Below are 24385 nucleotides of genomic sequence, written 5' to 3'. Positions count from 1 at the left end.
CCGTTGGATTGAAAAGGCAGAGGGATCGAGAGGTCAGGCGTGGACTTTCCCGGACGATGCCCGGGAAATGGGTGAGACCGAAGCAGCCTCCGGCGATTTGAACAGGAACAGCGCCTCGGCCGGCACGAACACGCCGACGCGGGTACCCGGCTCGAAGGCCTGGGTTCCATCGGCCATGATCTCGGTCTGCCCCAGCCGCACCACGTGGCGCCAATGGCCGCCAGGATAACTGACGGCGGCGACCTCGCCCCGGAAGGTGATGCCCGGGCCGATCACCGCGATCTCGCCGGCTTCGAAAAGGCGGGCAGCCTCCGGGCGGAAACGGGCTTCGACCGGACCCGAGGCCAGCGGACGGCCGGCAAGCGGCACATTGCCCGCAACGTTGGCAGTGCCTGCGGCGATCGAAAAATCATCGTCCTCAAGTGTGCCGTTCAGCAAAATGACGTTCTCGGCGCCCATGAAGGCGGCGACGAAGGCCGAGGCCGGACGGTTATAGACATCCTCCGGCGTGCCAGCTTGCGCAATCTTGCCGGCGTTGAGGATGACGATCCGGTCGGCCATCACCATGGCCTCCTCGCGATCGTGGGTAACGTGGATCGCGGTGATGCCGAGGCGCTTCTGCAACGCCCGCAGTTCGTGCCGGACGGTCAGGCGGATGCGGGCGTCGAGGTTCGACAGCGGCTCGTCGAGCAGCAGGATTTCCGGATCGACGGCAAGCGCCCGGCCGAGCGCGACGCGCTGGCGCTGGCCGCCAGACAAAGCCTGCGGCTTGCGCGCCTCCAGCCCGTCAAGGCCGAGCAGCGACTGCATGGCGGCGACGCGGTTGGCGATTTCGGCCCGCGCAACACCCTTCAGCTTCAGCCCGTAGCCGATGTTCTGCGCAACCGTCATATGCGGCCAGAGCGCGTAGGACTGGAAAACCAGCGCCATGCCGCGCTTGTCCGGCGGCAGATGGGTGACGTCGCGATGGCGCACTTTCACCTCGCCGGCAGACGGGCTGATGAAGCCGGCGAGCAGGCGCAGGAGTGTCGTCTTGCCGCAGCCGGACGAGCCGAGCAGCGCCACGAACTCGCCCTTGGCGATCGACAGGTCGATATCGGTCAGAACCTGCGTGGCACCATAATGGCTGGCGACTCCGCGCAATTCCAGAAAACCGTCCCGTTCCATCGAACCCCCTTTTGCACAGCCGTGCAATCTTGCTGGGGGTTTCTTAGGGCCGGAGTTTTACAGGCGGATGACACCGGCGATTTTTTATATCGGGAGAATCGGTGGAGCGTCCGCTCAGGCTTCGACGGTGAGCGGCGTTTCCAGACGGGCGAGCGCTTCTGCAAGCTCGTCAGCGCCGGTCGCCACGAAAACGGCCCCGGCCTCCGCCAGGATCGCGGCGCGATGCGGCCGCGGATCGGCGGGATCGACGAAGCCGATCGCCGTCATGCCTGCCGCCCTCGCCCCGGTAATCCCATGGGCGCTGTCGTCGATCACCACGCAACGAGCCGGATCGGCGGCGAGCGTTTCGGCGCAGAATTGGAAGAGATCCGGCGCCGGCTTCGGCCGCGCCACCATGTCAGCGCTGAAGATCGACGGTGCGAAGGCGTGCCAGAGCGGCAGCAGGCCGAGGCTTTTCGACAGCCGGTCCGTCGAGCTGTTGGAGGCGACGCATTTGCGGTGCGGCAACGCCTGGACGAGTTTTTCGATACCCGGCATCGGCTCCAAGGAGCGGGCGAATTCCGGATAGATGTCGAGATGCCAGGCCGCAAAGACCGCGTCCAGATCGGTAATGCCGAGCTCTTCCGTGCAGATACGGCGGATGGCGCTGGCCGAATTGCCGGTGAACCGGACCAAGACCTCCTCGGCGGTGATGGCGGCACCGGCATCCCGCAGGGCCTTGGCAAGCGTGCGGCTGGCGATCGGCTCGCTGTTGATCAGGACGCCGTCGCAATCGAAAATCAGAAGATCTATCTGCATGAAAGTCCAACTTGAGTAGGCGTCAAAGCCGATTGACGCCGGCAACACCGTCGGCGACGGCGAAGCTCTGGAAAACGGCAGCGGGGGAATTCTGCTGCTTGCGGTCGGTTATGCCGATGAAATCCACCCCGGCCGACCGTTCGCTCAAGCGCATGATCGCATAACCATGCTTGTCCGAGGCAAACTTGAGATGCGGGTTTTCGGCAACCGCCGTCGCCAGGCTCGACGCCGACGGCGCATCGGAGGTGATCGAGCCGCAGACGAATTCGCTGGCGATCGCCTGGGCCTTCTCGTTCGCGAAGTCGCGCTTCACATCGGCCGCGTAGAAGGCGTGCAGGTCGCCGCCGATGATCAGCGGGTTGTCGGCCGCCGAGGTCTGGACCGCCTCCAGCAGGCGGGTGCGGGCAGCGCGATAACCGTCCCAGCCGTCGAGATTATACGCGGTGGCCGGCCCGGCCTTGGTGTCGCGCTCGGCGAGCAGTGTCTGCTGGGCGATGACGTTCCACTTCGCCCGGCTGTTGCCCAGCGTCCTGCCGAGCCATTGTTCCTGCGCCGGGCCGAGCATGGTTCGCTCGGGCCGGTCGTCACCGGCGGAACCTTCGAGTTCGGGCGACCGATATTGCCGCGTATCGAGCAGCGTCACACCCATGAGGCTGCCAAAACGATAATGATCGTAGATGCGCAGCGCGTCGAAGCCAGAGCCAAGGCTCGGATGCACCGGCATGTGCTCGAACCAGGCCTGATAGGCGGCGCGGCGGCGGGCGAGGAATTCCGTCGGGTTCGGTGCGTCCGGCGCCCGGTCGTTCGCGTAATTGTTGGTGACCTCGTGATCGTCCCAGACTGCGAGCCAGGGGAAGGCCGCGTGCGCCGCCCGCAATTGCGGGTCGGACTTGTAGAGCGCGTAGCGATCCCGGAACTCATAGAGCATCGAGGGCACGCCGGTCTCGTGCCTGCGCACCAGTTGCGCGCCATAACTCCGCTCGTAGATGTAGTCGCCGAGATGCACGACGAGGTCGAGATCGCGGGCGGCCATGTCGGCATAGGCACTGTAGAAACCCTGCTCATATTGCTGGCAGGAGGCGAAGGCGAAACGGATGGCTTCGACGCCGTCCGCCGGCGCGGTGCGGGTGCGGCCGACCGGGCTTGCCGCATTGCCGGAACGGAAACGGTAGAAATACCAGCGGCCGGGCAGAAGACCGGTGACCTCGACATGTACCGAATGGGCGAATTCGGGAACCGCACGGAAGAGGCCGGACTGGACCGGTTTTGAAAAGGCCTCGTCCTCGGCAAGCATCCACTCCACATCGATGGGATCAAGGTTCGGCTTCGGGGCTGGCGCGAAGGGATCGGCAGACGTAGCTGCCGAGGTGCCTTCGAGGATCAGGCGCGTCCAGAGGACGACGCTGTCGGCCCTGGGCGCCCCGGAGGCGACGCCGAGGGCGAATGGATCGGTCTTGAAGCTCGCCGCACGTACGGAGCCGAGTGGCCGCCAGATGGCAGCCGCCGCCAGTCCGCGCGCCAGAAAACCTCTCCGATCAATGAGCGGCATCGAACAGTCCTTCGCGTGCCTTGACGGCGAGATCCGGCCGGTCGGTGGTGATCTGGCGCAGCGACCGCTTCAACCAGAAAGACAGGTCTTCCAGCTCGTTCGGTACCCAGACGCCAAGCTTTTCGGCCGGGACCAGCGCGGAGAGCAGTTCCCATTCTTCGAGCAGCAGCGCCTTTTCGATCGCCAGCACGTCCGAGACCTGCAGCATGGCTTCGACGGATTGGCGCAGGCCGAGCGCCTGGACGGATTTGTGATTGAGCGACGACAGCCGGCGGATATGCGGCGCGACTTGCCCGATCGTCTTCAGGACCTCACCGCTGAAGCTGGTCAGGAAGGAATTGTCGGCCACGCCGAAGCGGTCGATCATGGCTGCGGCCTTGGCTTCCAGGCCGTCGTAAGGCTTGCCGTCGGCATCGGCCTTCAGTTCCACATGCAATTCGAGGCCGGTCGGCGCGTAGATTTCGAGCACGTCCTCAAGCGTCGGGATGTGCTCGTTGGTGCCCTTGAGGATCACAGAACGGTATTCGCCGGCGGCAAGATCGGTCACCCGGCCAGAGCGCTCGGTGGTGCGGTCGAGGGTTGCATCGTGGATGACGAGGAGTTCGCCGGCGGCGCTAAGGTGCACGTCGAATTCGACGGACTCGACCTCGAGATCGAGAAGGTTGCGGAAGCCGGTGAGGCTGTTCTCGGCCCAGAGATTGCGGGCGCCGCGATGGCCGACGATGATGGGATGGGTCATTGGAAATACCTCGTTTCTATTTACCGGAATCAACCAGACCGTTGGTGAACCAGCGTTGCATCAGAAGGATGACGGGAGCGGGCGGCGCCATCACAAAAAAGAAGCGGCCGGAGATACTGGCTCCAGCCATAGAGGAAGACGCCATGTTTCGATCCCTGCTAACCGGGGCTTTCGCACGCCCCGTGTTGTTCGGTTCTGGCCATCTCCGTCAGTCTGGGTTAGCCATGACACATATGGGTTATGTTACATATGTTACTTCATTGTGACATGTGGGACTTTTAGGATAGTGGCAATGGAATATCGTGAGCTGATGGTGCGGGCGGCGTGGCTCTATCATGTGGAAAGCCTCACTCAGCAACAGATCGCCGAGCGGATGAACATCACCCGTCGACGCGTCAACGAGATCCTCTCGGAGGCGCTGGAAACCGGCGTGGTGCGGATCAGCTTCGATTCCGTGCTGGCCGAAAGCGTCGAGCTGGAGGCGAAACTGCGCAAGCGTTTCGGCCTGCAGGATGCGGTCGTGGTGCCGACGCCGACCGATCCGGCGCTTCTCCATCCGGTGCTCGGGCGCGGGGCGGCCGGTTTTCTCGGGCGGCTGATCCAGACGCAGAAACCCGCATCGATCGGGGTCGGCTGGGGATCGACGCTGCGCGAGACGATCCAGCACATTCCCTCGCTCAACGAGCCGCAGATCAAGGTGCGCTCGATGATGGGCGGACTAACGCAAGGGTCGGAAATCAACACGTTCGAGATCGTCCGCGGCTTCGCGCAGGTGCTGAACGCCCAGTGCCGCTATTTCGTGGCGCCGATCTATGCCGAGAGCCCGGAATCACGCGATGCGATCATCTCGCAGGCGGTGTTCCAGCGGACGTTCAGGCAGATCTGCGAGGTGGATGTCGCCTACCTCAGCGTCGGTGACGTGTCGCAGCAATCGCTGCAGGTGCGCTACGGCCTGCCCGAAGGCATGAACGAACAGATCCTCAGGAAAGCCGGCGCGGTCGGCGACCTGATGGGCCGTTATCTCGATACCGCGGGCAAGGAGATCGATCATCCGCTGAACCGCCAGGTTCTGGCGCCCGAGATGGAGGATTTTCGCCGGATCGACTGCCGCATTGTCGCATCAGGCGGGCCGCACAAGCACAAGATTCTGCAGGCGGTGGCGCAGAGCGGGCTTGTGAACGTGCTGATCACCGATGCGGACAGCGCCAAGGCGATGCTGGCGGCGAAGTGACCGTCAAATATTGCGGCGCTTGCCCTCCAGGAGGTCGATGATGGAGTTGGCGGCATCAAGGACGTTGGTGCCGGGGCCGAAGACGGCGGCGACGCCGTGGTCCATCAGGTAATCGTAATCCTGCCGAGGCACGACGCCGCCGACCACGACGATGACGTTTTCGGCGCCCTTTGCTTTCAGGGCTTCCACGAGCTGGGGCGCAAGCGTCCTGTGGCCCGCGGCGAGCGACGACATGCCAACCACCTGGACCTTTTCTTTGACCGCGAGATCGGCGGCCTCCTCCGGCGTCTGGAACAGCGGGCCGGCGAGAACCTCGAAGCCGATGTCGCCGAAGGCCGAGGCGATCACCTTGGCGCCGCGGTCATGGCCGTCCTGGCCGAGCTTGGCGACCATGATCTTGGGCTTGCTGCCAAGCGTTTGAGCGTAGCCGCCAAGCCGCGAGACGATCGTCCTGTATTCCGGATCGTCCTCATAAGCGGGTCCGTAGATATCGCTCACCACCTCCGGCACCGCCGAGTGGTCGCCGAAGGCCTGGCGCATTGCGTCGGAGATTTCGCCAACGGTGGCGCGGGCACGGGCGGCTTCGATCGCCACTTCCAGGAGGTTCCCCTCACCTGTTTCAGCGGCTTCCTCGAGGACGGCGAGGGCCGACGCCACGCGCTTCGGATCGCGCTGGCGGCGCACCTCTTCCAGCCGCTTGATCTGGCCGTTGCGTACGGCGGTGTTGTCGATTGCGAGAATGTCGAGCTCGTCCTCGTTCTCCAGCCGATATTTGTTGACGCCGACGATGATTTCCTCGCCGCGGTCGACGGCCGCCTGGCGGCGGGTGGCGGCTTCCTCGATCAACCGTTTCGGCAGGCCGTCGGCGACCGCCTTGGTCATGCCGCCCATGGCCTCGACTTCCTCGATCAGCGCCCAGGCCTTTTCCGCAAGTTCGTTGGTCAGGCTTTCGACGTAGTAGGAGCCGGCGAGCGGATCGACGACCTTGGTGATGCCCGTCTCGTGGTTGAGGATGAGCTGGGTGTTGCGGGCGATGCGGGCGGAGAAATCGGTCGGCAGCGCCATCGCCTCGTCGAGCGCATTGGTGTGCAGCGACTGGGTGCCGCCGAGCACCGCCGACAGCGCTTCATAGGCGGTGCGGATGACGTTGTTATAGGGGTCCTGTTCCTGCAGCGAGACACCCGACGTCTGGCAGTGGGTGCGCAGCATCAGCGATGACGCCTTCTGCGGCTTGAACTCCTCCATGATCCGCGACCAGAGCAGGCGGGCGGCGCGCAGTTTTGCGGCCTCCATGAAGAAGCTCATGCCAATCGCGAAGAAAAAGGAGAGCCGCCCGGCGAAATCGTCGACGTTCAGGCCCTTGGCAAGGGCTGCGCGGACATATTCGCGGCCGTCGGCCAGCGTGAAGGCGAGTTCCTGGACGAGCGTCGCGCCCGCCTCCTGCATATGATAGCCGGATATCGAAATGGAATTGAACTTCGGCATTTCCTTGGCCGTATATTCGATGATGTCGGCGACGATCCGCATCGAGGGCTCGGGCGGATAGATATAGGTGTTGCGGACCATGAACTCCTTGAGGATGTCGTTCTGGATGGTCCCTGAGAGTTCCGCCCGCGAACAGCCCTGCTCCTCGCCGGCGACGATGAAGGAGGCAAGGATCGGGATCACCGCGCCGTTCATGGTCATCGACACCGACATGTCCTTCAAGGGAATGCCATCGAACAGGATCTTCATATCCTCGACCGAATCGATCGCCACGCCCGCCTTGCCGACATCGCCTTCGACGCGCGGATGATCGCTGTCGTAGCCGCGATGGGTGGCAAGGTCGAAAGCGACCGACAGGCCCTTCTGACCGCCGGCGAGATTGCGGCGGTAAAAGGCATTCGACGCTTCGGCTGTCGAGAAGCCCGCATATTGGCGGATCGTCCAGGGCCGGCCGGCATACATCGTGGCGCGGGGTCCGCGCACGAAGGGTTTCATGCCGGGCAGGCTATCAAGGTGTTCGATGCCGGCCAGGTCTTCCGCCGTATAGAGCGGCTTGATATCGATGCCTTCGGGTGTGTGCCAGACCAGCGTTTCCGGCGAAGCCTTCAGCTCCTTCTCGGCAAGCAGTTCCCAATCCTTGACGGTCTTTTCGGCCATCGAATGCTCCTCGACTATGCGGTTATATCTTGCGCATCAGAAACGCAGCGAGTATCTCAACGTTTGCTCGCTCGATATTTACAGTGAACTAAACCCATCACGAACCTCTCCCGGTTATGATAAGTTCTTTGGCCGACGTATTTCGCTCTCCACCGATGGAATAGTTGATAACCACCTCTTCAACCTGAAACTCGGTAAATACATCCCGAACGTAAGCTACGTCGTTTATCGAGAGAATGAAGCGGCCCTTGAGATGTAAGAGAACATCCGCCATTTCACGGAACTGATCGCGACTGAATACCCCTTTTCCGTAATCTTCCTCATGGCCCCAATAGGGAGGATCGAGATAAAACAGCGTATCTGGCCGGTCGTATCGCTCAATAAAGCTTCGCCAGGGCAAATTTTCGATCACCACTCCTGCCATCCGCGCATGGATTTTCCCGAGTAGGGGCGTCAACCTCGGCAAATTAAAGCGTGCTCCGCCCATCGATACCCCAAATGTCCGCCCTCGGACTTTACCTCCAAAAGCCAGGCATTGGAGATAAAGAAAGCGTGCAGCTCGTTCCAAATCCGTAAGCGTCGATGGATCGGTATGCGAAAGCCTATCAAACTCCTGCCTTGAGGTGATCTGAAAACTTATTACCTCCATGAACTGTGAATAATGGCGCTGCAGAATACGAAAGAAATTTGTAATATCGCCGTTAATATCGTTGATTGCTTCCATTTTTGGGTGGAGGTTTCGCCGCAAGAAAACTCCCCCCATGCCCACGAAAGGCTCGGCATAAATCCGATGCGGCATGTGGTTGATGCAGTTTATAATTTTCTTCGAAAGTAGGCGCTTCCCCCCGATATACGGCGCTGCGGGCTTGCCTAGCTCAGTCGATCGTACAATCACCATGTCATCAGCCTCAATCCTGTCATACTGGTTCCGTTGAGCGGTAAGCCGCAATGGAATGCAGAAGATTGTAGGCTTGGGCGAACGACATGAGGAAAGAACCGAGGCAAATTTTTGCCAAGTAACCGTATTCTTAAATATCGCCCGATATTTGCATCCATCTACTCTTACGATCGCTATTTGCTGTCATACGGAGGGATTGCGGTATCGGCGGTAGAAGCAAGCCTACTCGAACTCCATGATCAACTCATCGACCGCCAGGCTCTGCCCTTGGCTGGCGGCGACGCGTTTGACGGTGCCCTTGCGTTCGGCCTTCAGCACGTTTTCCATCTTCATCGCCTCGACGGTCGCGAGCGTCTGGCCGGCTTCGACGGCGTCGCCGGCTTTCACCGAAACGGAGGTGATGACGCCGGGCATCGGGCAGAGCAGCATCTTCGAGGTGTCCGGGGGCAGTTTTTTCGGCATCAGGCGGGCAAGTTCGGCGACGCGCGGCGAACGCACGCGGGCGGTGACGTCCATGCCGCGCCAGCGCAACCGGATGGCCGAGCCGATGAGGTTGACCTTGACCCCCATCGTCTCGCCTCCGACGTGGAAACGGGCATGGCTCTGGCCCGGCAGCCAGCCGCTGGCGACTGACAGCTGCGTTCCATCGGCAAGGCGGACGCTGGCGCCGTCAGGCCCGGTTTCCAGCGCCACGGCCTCTTCGAAGCCGGCGAGCGTCACCACCCATTCCTTGCCGATCACCCGGCGATGATTGCCGATCGTGCCGGAAATCCGTACCGCCCGCTCCTGCAGGGCCTGATGGATCAGGACCGCGATGGCGGCGAGCTTCCTCGCGGCCGCCTCGTCGGGATGCACGCCCGAAAAACCTTCCGGGAATTCCTCGGCGATGAAGGCCGTGGTGATCCTTCCGGAGCGAAAGCGGCCGTGATCCATGACGGCCGAGAGGAAGGGCAGATTGTGGCCGATGCCGTCCACCTCGAAATCGTCGAGCGCCTTGCCCATCGCGTCGATCGCCGTCAGACGATCAGGCGCCCACGTGCACAGCTTGGCGATCATCGGGTCGTAATACATGGAGATCTCGCCGCCCTCGAAGACGCCGGTGTCGTTGCGGACCACGGTGCCGTCGTCCTGCCGGCCTTCCGCCGGCGGCCGGTAGCGGGTCAGCCGGCCGATCGACGGCAGGAAATTGCGGTAGGGATCCTCGGCATATAGCCGGCTTTCGATCGCCCAGCCGTCGAGCTTGACGTCGTCCTGACCGAACGACAGTTTTTCGCCTGACGCTACGCGGATCATCTGCTCGACGAGATCCACGCCGGTGACGAGTTCGGTGACCGGATGCTCCACCTGCAGGCGGGTGTTCATCTCGAGGAAATAGAAATTTCTGGCGCCGTCGACGATGAACTCGACCGTGCCGGCAGAGAAATAACCGACCGCTTTCGCCAGCGCCACGGCCTGTTCGCCCATGGCCTTGCGGGTCACCGCATCGAGGAACGGCGACGGAGCCTCCTCGATGACCTTCTGGTTGCGGCGCTGGATCGAACATTCGCGCTCGCCGAGATAGAGCGTGGTGCCGTGCTGGTCGCCCAGCACCTGGATTTCGATATGGCGCGGCTGGTCGACGAACTTTTCGATGAAGATTCGGTCGTCGCCGAACGAATTCTTCGCCTCGTTGCGGGAGGACTGGAAACCTTCGCGCGCCTCGGCATCGTTCCAGGCAATCCGCATGCCCTTGCCGCCACCGCCGGCCGACGCCTTGATCATCACAGGATAACCGATCGAGGCGGAGATTTTTACCGCTTCCTCGGCATCCTCGATCAGGCCCATATGGCCGGGCACGGTGGAGACGCCGGCCTCGGCGGCGATCTTCTTGGAGGTGATCTTGTCGCCCATCGCCTGGATGGCTTTCACCGGCGGGCCGATGAAGGCAACGCCTTCCTTCTCGAGGGCTTGAGCGAAGGCCGCGTTTTCCGAAAGGAAGCCGTAACCCGGATGCACCGCATCGGCGCCGGTCTTTCTGATCGCATCGAGAATCTTGTCGATGACGATATAGGACTGGGAAGACGGTGCCGGGCCGATGTGAACCGCCTCGTCCGCCATTCGTACATGCAGCGCCTCGGCATCTGCGTCCGAATAGACCGCCACCGTCTTTATGCCCATCTTGCGGGCCGTCCTGATGACCCGGCAGGCGATCTCGCCGCGATTGGCGATAAGAATTTTCTTGAGCGCCGGCATCAGACCTCCATGACGTCTTCGAAGGATTCGGGGAACGTTCTGCGCGCGACCTTCTCGTCGATCCTGAGCAGCGCATCGTAGGAAGTCGGGTCGAAATCGTCCTCGGCCGGCACGACCTCGCGGCCGAACAGAAGGTTGAGCCGGCCGGCATCGAGATTGCCCCGCTCGAACGGTTCCGGGCCGAAATGGTGCCACAGCGCGTGCAGGAAGGCGGCGTCCACCTTGTGTTCGATCGTGCCCGGACGGGCGAGGCGCTGCAGCTTCTTCAGCGGCGTCGCCCCCTTTTCGTTTGCCCGCCGGATCGTGAAATGATGCCCGTGGCCCGGCATGCCGGAAGGGAAACCCCTGTGTTTCGTCATGTCGGGCGGTCTGGGCATGCTGGTCTCCTTGCGGTCGTTCTTCAAGCCTTGGCGAGCTTGTCCTGCGTCTTCGTCTCGAAGTCGGAAGCGTCGTGGCGTTCATGAAGCTGTTCGGACGGATCGCCGTTCACGCGGTTGACCATGCGGCCACGCTTGACGGCCGGGCGTTCGGCGATCTCGGCCGTCCAGCGCTGGACGTTCTTGTAGCTCTGGACGTCGAGGAAGGTGCCGGCCTCGCCATAGGCCTTGCCTTGCGCCAGGTTGCCGTACCAGGGCCAGATGGCAATATCGGCGATCGAATATTCGGAGCCGGCCATGTACCGGTTTTCGGCAAGATGCCGGTCGAGGACATCGAGCTGACGCTTCACCTCCATCGAGAACCGGTCGATGGCATATTTGATATAGACCGGCGCATAGGCATAGAAATGGCCGAAGCCGCCGCCGAGATAGGGCGCCGAGGCCATCTGCCAGAACAGCCAGTTCATCGTTTCGGTGCGTGCCTTGTGATCCTTGGGCAGGAAGGCGTCGTCGAACTTGTTTGCGAGGTAGAGAAGGATCGAGCCGCTTTCGAAAACGCGGGTCGGCTCAGGCGTGGAACGGTCCAGCAGGGCCGGGATCTTCGAATTCGGATTGACATCGACGAAACCGGAACCGAACTGGTCGCCGTCGCCGATCTTGATGAGCCAGGCGTCGTATTCGGCGCCCTTGTGGCCGGCGGCCAGCAGCTCTTCCAGCATGATGCCGATCTTCACGCCGTTCGGCGTCGCCAGCGAATAGAGCTGCAAGGGATGCTTGCCGACCGGCAGCTCCCTCTCATGAGTCGGACCGGCGATCGGCCGGTTGATATTGGCGAACTGGCCGCCGTTTCCCTGTTCCCAGGTCCAGATCTTCGGGAGCTCGTAGCCCGCTGGAAAATTCTCGGCGGGGGATTTGTCGGTCATGAAATCTTCCTTCCATTCAGGTGGCGCGCCCGAGGGTTTTAGCGGGGCGACACCTATATAGAGAGCGGCCAGCCGAATTTCCGCTCGTCACAGCGGGATCGTGTCGTGTTTCTTCCAGTGCGTCGTCACCTGCTTGTTGCGCAGCGAGGCGAAGGCGCGGGCGATGCGGCGGCGCGACGAATGCGGCATGATCACCTCGTCGATGAAGCCGCGTTCGGCCGCCACGAACGGATTGGCGAAACGCTCTTCGTATTCCTTCGTCCGCGCCGCGATCTTCTCCGGATCGCCGAGTTCCGAGCGGTAGAGGATTTCGGTCGCTCCCTTCGCACCCATGACGGCAATTTCGGCGGTCGGCCAGGCATAATTGAAGTCGGCGCCGATATGTTTCGAGGCCATGACGTCATAGGCGCCGCCATAGGCTTTTCGGGTGATCAGCGTGACCATCGGCACCGTCGCTTCGGAATAGGCGAACAGCAGTTTTGCACCGTGCTTGATGACGCCGCCATATTCCTGCGCGACGCCGGGCAGGAAGCCCGGCACATCGACCAGTGTCAGGATGGGGATCGAGAAAGCGTCGCAGAAGCGGACGAAACGGGCGGCCTTGCGGGAAGAGTCGATATCGAGGCAGCCGGCAAGCACCATCGGCTGATTGGCGACGACGCCGACCGTCTGGCCCTCAAGCCGGATGAAGCCGGTGATGATGTTCCTTGCATAGGCTTCCTGGATCTCGAAAAAATCGCCCTCGTCAGCGATGGAATAGATCAGTTCCTTCATGTCGTAAGGTTTTGCGGCGCTGTCCGGGATCAGGCTGTCGAGGCGGTTTTCGACGCGGGCCGGATCGTCGTGGAAGGGGCGGACAGGGGGCTTTTCGCGGTTGTTCAAAGGCAGGAAATCAAAGAGCTGGCGGACGGCTTCGAGCGCCTCGATGTCGTTTTCGAAGGCGGCATCGGCGACCGAGGATTTTTTCGTATGGGTGCCGGCACCGCCGAGTTCCTCGGCCGTGACGATTTCGTTGGTGACGGTCTTCACCACGTCAGGACCGGTGACGAACATGTAGGAACTGTCGCGCACCATGAAGATGAAGTCGGTCATGGCCGGCGAATAGACCGCACCACCGGCGCAAGGTCCCATGATGACCGAGATCTGCGGCACGACGCCGGAGGCCTCTGCGTTGCGGCGGAACACTTCCGCGTAACCAGCGAGCGAAGACACGCCTTCCTGGATGCGGGCGCCACCCGAATCGTTCAGCCCGATCACCGGCGCGCCGACCCGCACCGCCATATCCATGATCTTGCAGATTTTTTGCGCATGGGTTTCAGAAAGCGAACCGCCGAGGACCGTAAAATCCTGAGAGAAGACATAGACCTGGCGGCCGTTGATCGTCCCCCAGCCGGTGACGACGCCATCGCCGGCGACCTTCTGTTCGGCCATGCCGAAATCCACCGCGCGGTGGGTCACGTACATGTCAAATTCTTCGAACGAGCCTTCGTCGAGCAGAACTTCGATTCTCTCCCGCGCCGTCAGCTTGCCCTTGGCATGCTGAGCCTCGATACGTCTTTCACCCCCGCCGAGCCTTGCCTCCGCGCGGCGCTTTTCGACCTCACCCAGAACTGCTCGCATGTTTGCTCCCGGTATTCTCTTGGGCATTACTTAGCGTCTTGCGAACCTACGGGAAACCGTGGAACGCGCATCTAGACGAATTGATAAGGGCGCGGACAAGAAAACGCAAAACGCCAGAAACATATGACCGGCGTCTAGAGCGTGGTTTCGCCCGAGTCCGCCTTGATGATGTTGATGAACGCCTCGGCCGTCCAGGACAACGGCGCGCCGGGCATGGAGATGATCCCGTATTCGGAGACCTTGTCGGGCAGGAAAGGCCGCATGGCGATCGCGTCGCTGCGGAAGAACTCGGCAATCAGCGAGGGCACGATGGCGATGCCGAGCCCTTGGGCTGCGCAGGCGCAGGCGGTCTCGACCGAGTGCACTTCCAGGCTGCAGCGGTAGCTCGGCACCATGCGGCGCAGTTCGTGTTCAAGTTCGTTGCGGTTGACACGCTGGCGGCCGAGCAGGATCAGGTCGTTGCGGGCAAGATCGTTGACATCGATGGCCTGCTTGGCGGCAAGCGGATGGCCGACCGGCATGACGCAGGTGGTGCCGCTGGTAAAAAGCGGGCGGGCGTCGAAGGAATGTTCCTCCGGCGGCAGGCGGACGAAACCGAGGTCGGCGACGCGGCCGCGCACCATGCGTTCGATCGCATCATAGGGACCGCTCAGGATCTCCACCGTCACCCGCGGATGATCGGCCTTGAAGCGGGCGAGGATCGGCGGCAGCATGGTGGTCGCCAGGCTGTGCGGGAAGGCGACGCGGATCAGCGCCTCGCCGAAGGCACCCGAACGGACGTCGCCGATCTTGACGCGCAGCCGGGCGACACTCTGGGCGACGTCATCCACCTCGTCGACCAGCAGATGCGCTTCCGGCCGCGGGATGAGGCGCCCCTTGTCGCGCAGGAAAAGCTCGCGGCCGATCTCTTCTTCCAGCGATGCGAGCTGGCGGCTGATCGCCGACTGCGACAGGCCAAGCTGGGCCGCCGCCGCTATGGTCGAGCCGGTATCCATGATCGTCTTGAAGATTTCGAGCTGCTTGAAATTCATGGCCCGATCCTACGGAAGGCGGCGGCGAACACAAGCGAAGACATCGAACAGGGTTTTCGCGCGCAAAACGCATAGGATGATGCATTCAGTGCATAATATTGCGCATCCTCCCCGGCCCGCTATCGTCGGCATCAACAAAGAGAAAAAGGGAACGTCTTTCATGAAAATTCTCTGTCCCTGCGGGACAAAGGGTAAGCAGGAGCGCACGCTATGACGGTTTTCGTCATCCGTCGCTTCCTGCAGAGCATCGCCGTCCTCTGCGTGACTGCGGTTATCGTCTTCATCGGTATCTATGCGATCGGCGATCCGGCCGAGATGCTGATCTCGCCGGATGCAAGCCAGGCGGAACGCGCTCAGGTCGTCGCCTCGCTCGGGCTTGACAAGCCACTCTGGGAACAGTTCTTCACCTTTGCCTGGAATGCGCTGCATGGGGATCTCGGACGCTCCTTCGTCTTCAACCGCCCTTCCATCGCGCTGATCTTCGAACGCCTGCCGGCGACGCTGGAGCTGACGCTGACCGGCCTCGTCTTCGCGCTGGTGCTCGGCATTCCGCTTGGCCTGCTTTCCGGCCTGAAGCCGAACACCGCCACCGACGAAGTGATCATGACCGGCTCGATCCTGGGCTTCTCGCTGCCGAGCTTCTGGCAGGGCATGATGCTGATCATGATCTTTTCCGTCTGGCTCGGCTGGCTGCCGTCCACCGGCCGCGGCCAGATGGGCGAGTTTCTGGGTATCCGTTCCAGCCTGTTCACGCTCGACGGCCTCACTCACCTGATCCTCCCGGCGATCAACCTGTCGCTGTTCAAGCTTTCGCTGGTGATCCGCCTGACCCGCACCGGCGTGCGCGAGACGATGCCGCTCGATTTCGTGAAATTCGCGCGCGCCAAGGGCATTTCCGAGCGCCGCATCGTTTTCGTCCATGTGTTCAAGAACATCCTGATCCCGCTGATCACCGTGATCGGCCTGGAACTCGGCAGCATGCTCGCCTTCGCGGTCGTCACCGAGACGATCTTCGCCTGGCCGGGGATCGGCAAGCTGCTGATCGACAGCATCATGCGGCTCGACCGGCCTGTCGTGGTCGCCTACCTGCTGGTCATCGTCAGCCTGTTCATCTTCATCAACTTCGTCGTCGACGTGCTCTATTCGCTGGTCGATCCTCGCGTCCGGCTGGGAGGCGCCCAATGACCGCACGCGCTCTTTTCGCCGAAGACATGCTGCTCGGCCGCCTGTTAACCGGCATCGGCCGCAGTCCCAAGGCGGTCGTTGCCGCCGTCGTCTGCATCATCCTGCTGTTTGCCGCGGTCATCGGACCCTATCTGACGCCCCAGAACCCGTTCGATCTCGCGGTGCTGGACATCCTCGATTCCAAGCTGCCGCCCGGCTCGCAGAGCATGGACGGCATGAACTACTGGCTCGGCACCGACGGCCAGGGCCGCGACATGTTTTCGGCGATGATTTACGGCCTGCGCACCAGCCTCGGCGTCGGCGTGTTTTCCGGCATCGTCGCGCTTCTGGTCGGCACGGTGCTCGGCCTGATCGCCGCCTATTTCGGCGGACGCATCGACACGCTGATCATGCGGATCGTCGACCTGATGCTCGGCTTTCCGACCATCCTCGTGGCGCTGATGCTGCTGGCGCTGTTAGGACAGGGGCTCTGGAAGGTGATCTTCGCGCTGATCCTGGTGCAGTGGGCGACGTTTGCCCGCGCCGTGAGGAGCGCAGCCCTCGTCGAAAAGAACAAGGATTATGTCGAAGCGGCTGTGACGCTCGGGATCGGCACGCCGCGCATCCTGATCGGCCATATCCTGCCGAACTGCCTGCCGCCGCTGATCGTCATCGGCATGCTGCAGGTGGCAAACGCGATTTCGGCAGAAGCGACGCTCTCCTTCCTCGGCATCGGCCTGCCGATCACCGAACCGTCGCTCGGGCTGCTGATTGCCAACGGCTACCAGTTGCTGATGTCGGGCGAATACTGGATCAGCGTCTATCCGGGCGTGCTGCTGCTGATGCTGGTCTTTTCGATCAACATCGTCGGGGACCGGTTGCGTGAAGTGTTGAACCCCCGACTGGGTGAAAGGTGAGCGCGATGACACCCGTCCTCGAAGTCAAAAACCTTTCCACTCATTTCATGACCCGCCGCGGGATCTTGAAGGCCGTCGATGACGTGAGCTTCACGGTCGGCCAGCGGGAGATCGTCGGGCTTGTCGGCGAATCCGGCTCCGGCAAGTCGATCACCGGGTTCTCGATCCTCGGACTCGTCGATCCGCCCGGGCGGGTGGTCAGCGGCCAGATCCTGTTCAACGGCGAAGACCTGCTGACGAAATCGCCGACGGCCATGCGGGCCATCCGTGGCAAGCGCATCGCGATGATCTTCCAGGATCCGATGATGACGCTGAACCCGGTTCTGTCGGTCGCGACACAGATGATCGAAACGGTGCAGGCGCATGACAGGGTTTCCCGTACTGAAGCCCGCGCGCGGGCTCGCGATGCGCTGGGCCTCGTCGGCATTCCTTCGCCCGAGGAGCGGCTGGATTCCTATCCGCACCAGTTTTCCGGCGGCATGCGCCAGCGCGTGGCGATCGCGATTGCCCTCCTGCACCGGCCGGACCTGATCATCGCCGACGAACCGACGACGGCGCTCGACGTGACGATCCAGTCGCAGATCCTGTTCGAGATCAAGCGGCTCGCTGCCGAATTCGGCATGGCGCTGATCTGGATCAGCCACGACCTCGGCGTCGTCGCAGCACTCGCGGACCGGATCATGGTCATGTATGCGGGCCGGATCGTCGAGGCGGGACAGGTCGATGGCGTGCTCACCGAACCGCGGCATCCCTATACGTCCGGCCTGCTCAGCGCCGTGCCTGCGGCGGTACCGCGCGGCGAACCGCTCCGGCCGATCCCTGGTTTCGCGCCGTCGCCGCTGTCGCGCCCTTCCGGCTGCGCCTTCCGCGACCGCTGCGCCCGGGCCACCGATGTCTGCGCCACCGAGCCAATGCTGGAGATCGCCGCCGGCCGCGAGTTCCGCTGTTTCCACCCTCACCTCTGGAGCGCCGCATGACGACCCCGCTCGTGGAAGCCGTAGACGTCAGCCGGCGGTTTTCCCGCAAGCTCGACTATGCGGAAAAGATCGCCAATCTCTTCGGGGCGGGCCTCGAGGAAAAGACCGTGCATGCGGTCGACGAAGTCAATCTCGCGGTCTATCCGGGCGAGGTGGTCGGCCTCGTCGGCGAATCGGGCTGCGGGAAATCGACGCTCGGCCGGGTGATGGCCGGCATCATGCCGGCGAGCGGCGGCGAGGTGCGCTGGAAGGGCCGGCCGCTGACCTCGCTGCAGGGCGACGACAAACGCGCCATGCGGCTTTCCGCCCAGATGATCTTCCAGGACCCGATGTCGACGCTCAATCCGCGCAAGCGGGTTCTCGACCTGATCGGCGAGGCGCCCAAGGTGCACGGCATCGTCAAGGGTCGGGAGATGCGGGATCATGTGGCCGCGCTGGTGACGCGTGTCGGCCTCGACCCGTCCTATCTGGACCGCTACCCGCACCAGTTCTCCGGCGGGCAGCGGCAGCGTATCGGCATTGCCCGGGCGCTCGCGGTAAAGCCGAAGCTGCTCGTCTGCGACGAGTCGGTCGCGGCGCTCGACGTGTCGATCCAGGCGCAGATCCTCAACCTGTTCATGGACCTGAGACAAGAATTCGGACTGACCTATCTGTTCATCAGCCACGATCTCGGCGTCGTGAAACACATCTGCGACCGCGTCGTGGTCATGTATCTCGGCCGCGTGGTGGAAAGCGCCACGCCTGACGAGCTCTTCGACAATCCGAAACATCCCTATACCCAGGCGCTGATCCGTGAACTGCCGTCGGTCACCGATCGCCGCCGGGTGTTCACGCCGATCAAGGGCGAGATCCCCTCGCCGCTCCATCCGCCGGCGGGATGCCATTTCCATCCCCGCTGTCCCAAGGCTTTCGACCGCTGCCGCGTGGAACGGCCGGTCCTGAAGGAAAATGCCGCAGGTCATGTCAGCGCCTGCCACCTGAACGATCTTACCGCCCATCAGGCAGCAACAAACGCGACGGCCGAACCGGCCATCTAAAAAGGAAGGGAACAGACATAATGAAACCGATGAAATTTCTCCTGGCCGGGGTTGCGGCCTCGGTCATCGCGCTCGGCTCGGCTCAGGCCGCCGACTTGATCCTCGGCAGCGCCACCGAGCCTTCGGCGATCGATCCGCAATTCTCGCGCACCGGCAACAACCAGAACATTGCCATGCAGGTCTTCGACCGCCTGGTGCAGACCGACCCGGCAATCAATATCGAGCCGGCGCTCGCCGTTTCCTGGACAAATGTCGATCCGCTGACCTGGCAGATCAAACTGCGCGACGGCGTCAAATTCCATGACGGCAACCCGCTGACGGCCGAGGACGTGATCTTCTCGCTCACTCGCGCCAAGGATATCCCCAACAGCCCGGCGCCTTTCTCCGGCAACGTGGCTGCGATCGACAGCATGAAGGCGATCGACAAGCTGACCATCGAAATCAAGACCAAGAAGCCGACACCCGATTTCATCGAACAGGTCGGCTTCGTCTACATCGTCGAGAAGAAGGTCGCGGAAGGCGCCTCGATCGAGGACTTCAACAGCGGCAAGGCGGCGATCGGCACCGGCGCCTACAAGTTCAAATCCTGGACGCCGGGCGACAACCTGCAACTCACCCGCAACGACGCCTTCTGGGGCAAGAAGCAGGATTTCGACAACGTCACGATCAAATTCATCTCGAACGACGCCTCGCGCGTCGCGGCCCTTCGCTCCGGCTCCGTCGACCTGATCGACGCCGTGCCGCCAGGCGATGTGAAGACCCTCCAGGGAATCTCCGGTCTCAAGCTCTTCTCGATCGCCTCGGCCCGGATGATATACCTGGCGCTCGACAGCGCCCGCGACAAGACGCCCTTCATCACCGACAAGGACGGCAAGCCGCTCGACAAGAACCCGCTGAAGGACCTCAAGGTCCGCCAGGCGCTGTCCGAGCTCGTCAACCGCCAGCTGATCATCGACCGCATCCTCGACGGTTCGGCGGAAGCGGCCGGCCAGCTGGTGCCGAACGGCGTCGCCGGCAACGATCCGTCGATCACGGTGCCTGCCATGAACGCCGAGGACGCCAAGAAACTGCTGTCGGAGGCCGGCTACAAGGACGGTTTCGGCATCACCATCCACACCTCCAACGACCGCTTCCCGGGCGATTCGGAAGTGGCGCAGGCGCTCGGCCAGATGTTCGCCCGCGGTGGCCTGAAGGTGAACGGCGTCGTCGCCCAGCCCTACAACGTCTACACCAAGGGTGCCGGGGCCGGCGAATTCTCGGCCTTCATCTTCTCGCTCGGCAACTCGACGCCGACCTCTGCGACCGGCCTTCGCAACCTCCTGATGACCGTCAACAAGGATGCGGGCACCGGTTCGTTCAACCGGACGAAATACTCGAACCCGGCCTTCGACGAAGCGATGCGTGCCGCCACCGCCGAGTTCGACGTCAAGAAGCGCGTGGAACTGCTGCAGAAGGCCACCAAGATGGTGTTCGCCGACGTGCCGCTCATCCCGCTCTACTGGCAGAAGGTTCACTGGGCCGGCAAGGCGAACCTCTCCTATATCGCCAACATGACGGAAGACACCAGCGCGACGCTTGCCGGCATCGCCAAGTAAGCTTGGCTCCTGTTGCGGCCCTCTTTCCGAGGCCACAGCTTCCCGGGCCGGTCTGACGTGTGGTGGGGCCGGCCCGGGCATTGATTTGCCAATTTTGAGGATATGGACATGGATACCCTGACGCCATCGCGCTTCGAGGTGATTGCCGACGACGTGATTGTCGAACGCGATGTGATGGTGACGATGCGGGACGGCATAAGGCTCGCGACCGACGTCTACCGGCCGGCCAAGGACGGCAAGGTGATCGAAGGCCGGTTGCCGGCGATCATGGAACGCACGCCCTACGGCAAAGCCGAGCGCTCGCGTTCCGAGATCGAAGTGGGCATGGCGGAGCCTATGAGGCGCCATCAGGTGGCAAGCTATTTCGTCCGGGCGGGATATGCCGTGATCTACCAGGATTGTCGCGGCCGCTACAATTCCGAAGGCGAATTCAGCAAGTACATTTCCGAAGCCGCGGACGGGTATGATACCGCCCGCTGGCTGGTGGAACAGGCGTGGTCGAACGGCCGGTTCGGTACGATGGGTCTTTCCTATGCGGCGCATACGCAGGCGGCACTCGCCTGCCTCAATCCGCCGGGGCTGGCCTGCATGGTGATGGATTCCGGCGGCTTTTCGAATGCCTATCAATGCGGCATCCGCCAGGGCGGTGCCTTTGAACTGAAGCAGGCAACCTGGGCCTACAATCAGGCGATCGGCGAGGGCAACGAACTCGCCCGCGCGGCGATCGAGGCGGAGGATATCCGCGCCTGGTTCAACGTTATGCCCTGGAGCGAACGCAACTCTCCGGTGCGCTGGATGCCGGAATACGAGAACTACCTGCTGGAGCAGTGGCGCAGCGGCACGTTCGATGAAAGCTGGCGCCGCGTCGGGCTTTATATGGAAGGGTTCTACGAGACCTTTCCGGAAGTGCCCATCGTGCTGATGTCGAGTTGGTACGATGCCTATGTGAAATCGACGCTCGACAACTATCGCGGCCTGTCCGGCAAGGACAGCCGGCCGCTGCAACTGATCATGGGGCCGTGGCTGCACGGCAACCGCAACACGACGCTCGCCGGCGATACTTCCTTCGGCCCCGCCGCGCCGCTTGGCGGCAACGTCATCGAAAGCTGGCTCGCGTTTCGCCGCAACTGGTTCGACCACTGGCTGAAGGGCAAGGACAACACCGTTGCGCAGGAGCCGGTGGTGCGCGCTTTCGTGATGGGCGGCGGATCCGGCACGCGCAATGCCGATGGCCGGCTGGACCACGGCGGGCGATGGATCGAAGCGACAGACTGGCCGCTGCCGGGGACGGAGTTCCGCAACTACTACATCCACGAGTCCGGCTCGCTTTCGATCGACAAGCCGAAGGCCGATGCCGCGCCCTTCACCTACGACTTCGATCCCAAGGACCCGGTTCCGACCATCGGCGGTTCGCTGACCAGCGGCCAGCCGATCTTCGAGGGTGGCGGTTTCGACCAGCGCGAGGGTGAGAAGTTCTACGGCTCCAAACATCCGGGCCTGCCACTTTCGGCGCGTGCCGACGTGCTTTCCTTCGAGACCGAGCCGCTCGCCGAGGATGTCGCCGTGGTCGGGCCGATCACGGTCGAGCTCTACGTCTCATCCGACGCGCCGGACACCGACTTCACCGCGAAACTCGTGGATGTCTATCCGCCGAGCAAGGACTATCCGACCGGCTACGCGCTCAACATCACCGACGGGATCATCCGCTGCCGTTACCGCAAGTCGTTCGAGAAGCCGGAGCCGATCGTCGAGGGCGAGGTGTTCAAGGTGACGATCGAGCCATTCGCGACTGCCAATCTGTTCGCCAAGGGCCACCGCATCAGGGTTGACATCTCTTCGTCCAACTTCCCGAAATACGATATAAATCCAAATAGCTATGCGCCGGAGGGCCGGGGACGCACAAGCCAAGTGGCCCGCAACACGGTTTTCTGCGATGGTACGCGGGCGTCTGCCATCCGCCTGCCGATTGTCGGGGACAAGGCGATGGTGGCGCTGAAGCCCATCGCGAAATGAACCAGGCCATGCTGACCGTTGCCGTTACCGGCCAAATCCTGATCCACGGCCCCCTCGACCTCTGTGGCGAGGGACAGGCCGAGGTGCGAGATTTCCTCGAGGCGGATGTCGTCTTCGGCAATCTGGAGGCGACGGTGGAGACGGCCGGTGCATGGCCAACCAAGACGAAGACGCTGCATCTTGCTTCGCCGGACGCACTCGTCTCGGTGCGGGAACTCGGCTTTCACGCGGTGACGCATGCCAATAACCACGCCTTCGACCTCGGCCCGCCGGGCATTGCATCGACGCGCGCCGCGGCGGAAACGGCAGGGCTGAAGCTTGCCGGCAGCGGGCTGGATATCGAGCAGGCTGCCGCGCCGATCATCGTGCCGGGACCTGAGCAATCGCTCGCTATCTTCTCCTTCGATCTCGGGCCGCAGCCGGACATCAACTATGCCTCCACCGAGCGCGGCGGCATTGCTCCGTTGCGGATGAAGCGGACGGTGAGCGTGCCGGCCGAAGAATTCGAGGCCCTGAAGAGGATCGTAACGACCCTCGGCGACGACAAGCGCGGAGCCGCGCGTGCGGCGGTCGGCTACGACGTGGGAGAGCGCCCGGAGCTCGACGTCTTCGGTACGCCGATCGTTGCCGGCGACGCGATCGGTGCACGCTGGACGGCGGATGAGACGGACATGCAGCGGCTCACGGACGGTATCGATGCCGCAAAGGCGATAGGGGATCTGGTGGCGGTGGCGCTCCACGGCCATCACTGGGATTCGAACTGGAAAACGACACCCGACTGGCTGCTCGATCTTTGTCGCGGCCTGATCGACAGCGGCGCGGACCTGGTGCTTGGTACAGGCGCGCCGGTCATGCAGCCGCTCGTCCTTTATCGCGGACGGGTAATCATCGCCGGCCTCGGCAATTTTGTCTTCCACACCGGGCGGGCGGCGACCTATGACGAAAAGCGCGTCGATGTGTGGCGCAGCGCCGCGATCCGGCTGACGCTTGCCGATGACGGTACGTGCAAAAAACTTGAATTGCTGCCGGTTTCGGTCGGCAGGCCCGTGGACCACGACCTGCCTTTGGGGCCGGTTCCGCTGCAGGGCTCCGATGCAGACGATATCAGGGAAAGAGCATTTGGCGGGCTTTCGGCGGCGGACAGGCAGATCGTTGTTTGATCAACCGAGCTTGCCGGTGAAAATGTAACCGACACCGCGAACGGCCTTGATGAGCTGGGGATGTTTGGCATCTGCCTCGATCTTGCGGCGCAGCCGGACGATCTGGGCGTCGATCGTGCGATCGAAGGCATCGAGCTGCCGCCCCCTTGTCGCGTCCATCAGGAAATCGCGTGTCAGTACCCGGCCCGCATGCTGCACGAAGGCCGTCAGCATGTCGAATTCGCCGGTTGTCAGTTCGACTTCGCCATCTTCGCCAGACCGCAGCTGACGCCTGGAAAGGTTGAGCGTCCACCCCTCGAAACGGACGATCTTCTCCTCGTTTTCCTCCTGCTTCGGCTGGGCCGGCTGGCGCCGCCGCAGGATCGATTTCAGCCGCGCGTGCACTTCACGCAGGTGAAACGGCTTGGCGATATAGTCGTCGGCGCCGATCTCGATGCCGAGGATCCGGTCGACCACGTCGTCGCGGCCCGTCAGCATCATGATCGGAATGTCCGATTGCATCCGGATCTCCCGCGCAAGGTCAAAGCCGTCCTGGCCGCCGGGCAACGACAGGTCGAGGAGGATGATGTCGACGTCTTGCCGCTTCAGCTGAGCGCGCATTTCCTGCCCGTCCGATGCCGTGGTCACGACATATCCTTCGCCCTCGAAATACCGCGTCAGCATCTGGCGGATTCGAGGATCGTCGTCGACGACGAGAATGTTTGCGGCGCTGGCAGGGGATGACATCAACAAGGAACCGGCGTGTTACAGATTGTTACCAATTAGAACCGTCTTTCACGCGACTAGCATTCGCGCGTTACCAGGATTCGGTCAAC

General features: G+C 62.6%; 20 protein-coding genes. 8 read left to right on the top strand and 12 right to left on the bottom strand.

Features of this window, described 5'->3' with window-relative positions; translation table 11 throughout:
• Positions 1 to 33: 33 nt before the first annotated feature.
• The 4 genes from J2857_RS10720 to J2857_RS10705 form a co-directional block, all read right to left on the bottom strand.
• Positions 34 to 1167, bottom strand: coding sequence for an ABC transporter ATP-binding protein (locus J2857_RS10720; RefSeq protein ID WP_210010199.1), 1134 nt, complete (start codon positions 1165 to 1167; stop codon positions 34 to 36).
• A gap of 114 nt (positions 1168 to 1281) precedes the next feature.
• Complete coding sequence (locus tag J2857_RS10715) at positions 1282 to 1965, bottom strand: HAD family hydrolase (RefSeq protein WP_210010198.1); 684 nt, start codon at positions 1963 to 1965, stop codon at positions 1282 to 1284.
• 22 nt (positions 1966 to 1987) lie between these two features.
• Positions 1988 to 3514 (bottom strand): alkaline phosphatase D family protein, encoded by a 1527-nt coding sequence (locus tag J2857_RS10710; RefSeq protein ID WP_210010197.1) that lies wholly within the window; start codon positions 3512 to 3514, stop codon positions 1988 to 1990.
• Positions 3501 to 4253, bottom strand: coding sequence for a glycerophosphodiester phosphodiesterase family protein (locus J2857_RS10705; protein ID WP_210010196.1), 753 nt, complete (start codon positions 4251 to 4253; stop codon positions 3501 to 3503). Before J2857_RS10705 ends, J2857_RS10710 begins: the two co-directional genes overlap by 14 nt.
• Positions 4254 to 4545: 292 nt before the next feature.
• Between J2857_RS10705 and J2857_RS10700 the strand changes: the two genes are divergently transcribed.
• On the top strand, positions 4546 to 5484 hold the full coding sequence (locus tag J2857_RS10700; protein ID WP_210010195.1) for a sugar-binding transcriptional regulator: 939 nt from the start codon (positions 4546 to 4548) through the stop codon (positions 5482 to 5484).
• 3 nt (positions 5485 to 5487) lie between these two features.
• Here the strand turns inward: J2857_RS10700 and scpA are convergent, their stop codons facing one another.
• From scpA to J2857_RS10665, 7 genes are all read right to left on the bottom strand, one after another.
• Positions 5488 to 7626, bottom strand: coding sequence for a methylmalonyl-CoA mutase (scpA, locus tag J2857_RS10695; RefSeq protein ID WP_210010194.1), 2139 nt, complete (start codon positions 7624 to 7626; stop codon positions 5488 to 5490).
• Between the two features lie 97 nt (positions 7627 to 7723).
• Complete coding sequence (locus J2857_RS10690) at positions 7724 to 8524, bottom strand: DNA adenine methylase (RefSeq protein ID WP_210010193.1); 801 nt, start codon at positions 8522 to 8524, stop codon at positions 7724 to 7726.
• Positions 8525 to 8746: 222 nt separating this feature from the next.
• Complete coding sequence (locus tag J2857_RS10685) at positions 8747 to 10756, bottom strand: acetyl-CoA carboxylase biotin carboxylase subunit (protein ID WP_210010192.1); 2010 nt, start codon at positions 10754 to 10756, stop codon at positions 8747 to 8749.
• Complete coding sequence (locus tag J2857_RS10680; RefSeq protein ID WP_210010191.1) at positions 10756 to 11133, bottom strand: hypothetical protein; 378 nt, start codon at positions 11131 to 11133, stop codon at positions 10756 to 10758. The genes J2857_RS10685 and J2857_RS10680 overlap by 1 nt, the downstream gene beginning before the upstream one ends.
• A 23-nt stretch (positions 11134 to 11156) precedes the next feature.
• The gene (gene yghU / locus J2857_RS10675) at positions 11157 to 12056 is read right to left on the bottom strand and encodes a glutathione-dependent disulfide-bond oxidoreductase (protein WP_037086440.1); all 900 of its coding nucleotides are present in this window, start codon (positions 12054 to 12056) and stop codon (positions 11157 to 11159) included.
• 87 nt (positions 12057 to 12143) lie between these two features.
• Positions 12144 to 13676 carry an acyl-CoA carboxylase subunit beta gene (locus J2857_RS10670; protein WP_210010190.1) on the bottom strand — a complete coding sequence of 511 codons (1533 nt, stop codon included), beginning with the start codon at positions 13674 to 13676 and terminating at the stop codon, positions 12144 to 12146.
• A gap of 134 nt (positions 13677 to 13810) precedes the next feature.
• Positions 13811 to 14707, bottom strand: coding sequence for a LysR family transcriptional regulator (locus J2857_RS10665; RefSeq protein ID WP_210010189.1), 897 nt, complete (start codon positions 14705 to 14707; stop codon positions 13811 to 13813).
• A 210-nt stretch (positions 14708 to 14917) separates the two neighbouring features.
• On the opposite strand from J2857_RS10665, the gene J2857_RS10660 reads away from it, so the two are divergent.
• The 7 genes from J2857_RS10660 (at position 14918) to J2857_RS10630 (ending at position 23570) form a co-directional block, all read left to right on the top strand.
• The gene (locus J2857_RS10660) at positions 14918 to 15892 is read left to right on the top strand and encodes an ABC transporter permease (protein WP_210010188.1); all 975 of its coding nucleotides are present in this window, start codon (positions 14918 to 14920) and stop codon (positions 15890 to 15892) included.
• On the top strand, positions 15889 to 16788 hold the full coding sequence (locus J2857_RS10655; RefSeq protein WP_210010187.1) for an ABC transporter permease: 900 nt from the start codon (positions 15889 to 15891) through the stop codon (positions 16786 to 16788). The genes J2857_RS10660 and J2857_RS10655 overlap by 4 nt, the downstream gene beginning before the upstream one ends.
• 5 nt (positions 16789 to 16793) lie before the next feature.
• Positions 16794 to 17765 (top strand): ABC transporter ATP-binding protein, encoded by a 972-nt coding sequence (locus J2857_RS10650; protein ID WP_210010186.1) that lies wholly within the window; start codon positions 16794 to 16796, stop codon positions 17763 to 17765.
• Complete coding sequence (locus J2857_RS10645; protein WP_245363288.1) at positions 17762 to 18802, top strand: ABC transporter ATP-binding protein; 1041 nt, start codon at positions 17762 to 17764, stop codon at positions 18800 to 18802. Before J2857_RS10650 ends, J2857_RS10645 begins: the two co-directional genes overlap by 4 nt.
• Positions 18803 to 18822: 20 nt before the next feature.
• Entirely contained in the window at positions 18823 to 20397 is a 1575-nt protein-coding gene (locus J2857_RS10640; RefSeq protein WP_210010185.1) for an ABC transporter substrate-binding protein, read from the top strand.
• Positions 20398 to 20505: 108 nt separating this feature from the next.
• On the top strand, positions 20506 to 22410 hold the full coding sequence (locus J2857_RS10635) for a CocE/NonD family hydrolase (protein ID WP_245363286.1): 1905 nt from the start codon (positions 20506 to 20508) through the stop codon (positions 22408 to 22410).
• The gene (locus J2857_RS10630) at positions 22407 to 23570 is read left to right on the top strand and encodes a CapA family protein (RefSeq protein ID WP_210010184.1); all 1164 of its coding nucleotides are present in this window, start codon (positions 22407 to 22409) and stop codon (positions 23568 to 23570) included. Before J2857_RS10635 ends, J2857_RS10630 begins: the two co-directional genes overlap by 4 nt.
• On the opposite strand, the gene J2857_RS10625 is transcribed toward J2857_RS10630, so the two are convergent.
• Positions 23571 to 24296 carry a response regulator gene (locus J2857_RS10625; protein WP_210010183.1) on the bottom strand — a complete coding sequence of 242 codons (726 nt, stop codon included), beginning with the start codon at positions 24294 to 24296 and terminating at the stop codon, positions 23571 to 23573.
• Positions 24297 to 24385: the final 89 nt, after the last annotated feature.

Origin of the sequence: Neorhizobium galegae, assembly GCF_017877055.1 — a bacterium.
Classification (GTDB): domain Bacteria; phylum Pseudomonadota; class Alphaproteobacteria; order Rhizobiales; family Rhizobiaceae; genus Neorhizobium; species Neorhizobium galegae_D.
The sequence above is the reverse complement of the archived record's forward strand: the minus strand, read 5'-3'. Positions and strand labels throughout refer to the sequence as shown.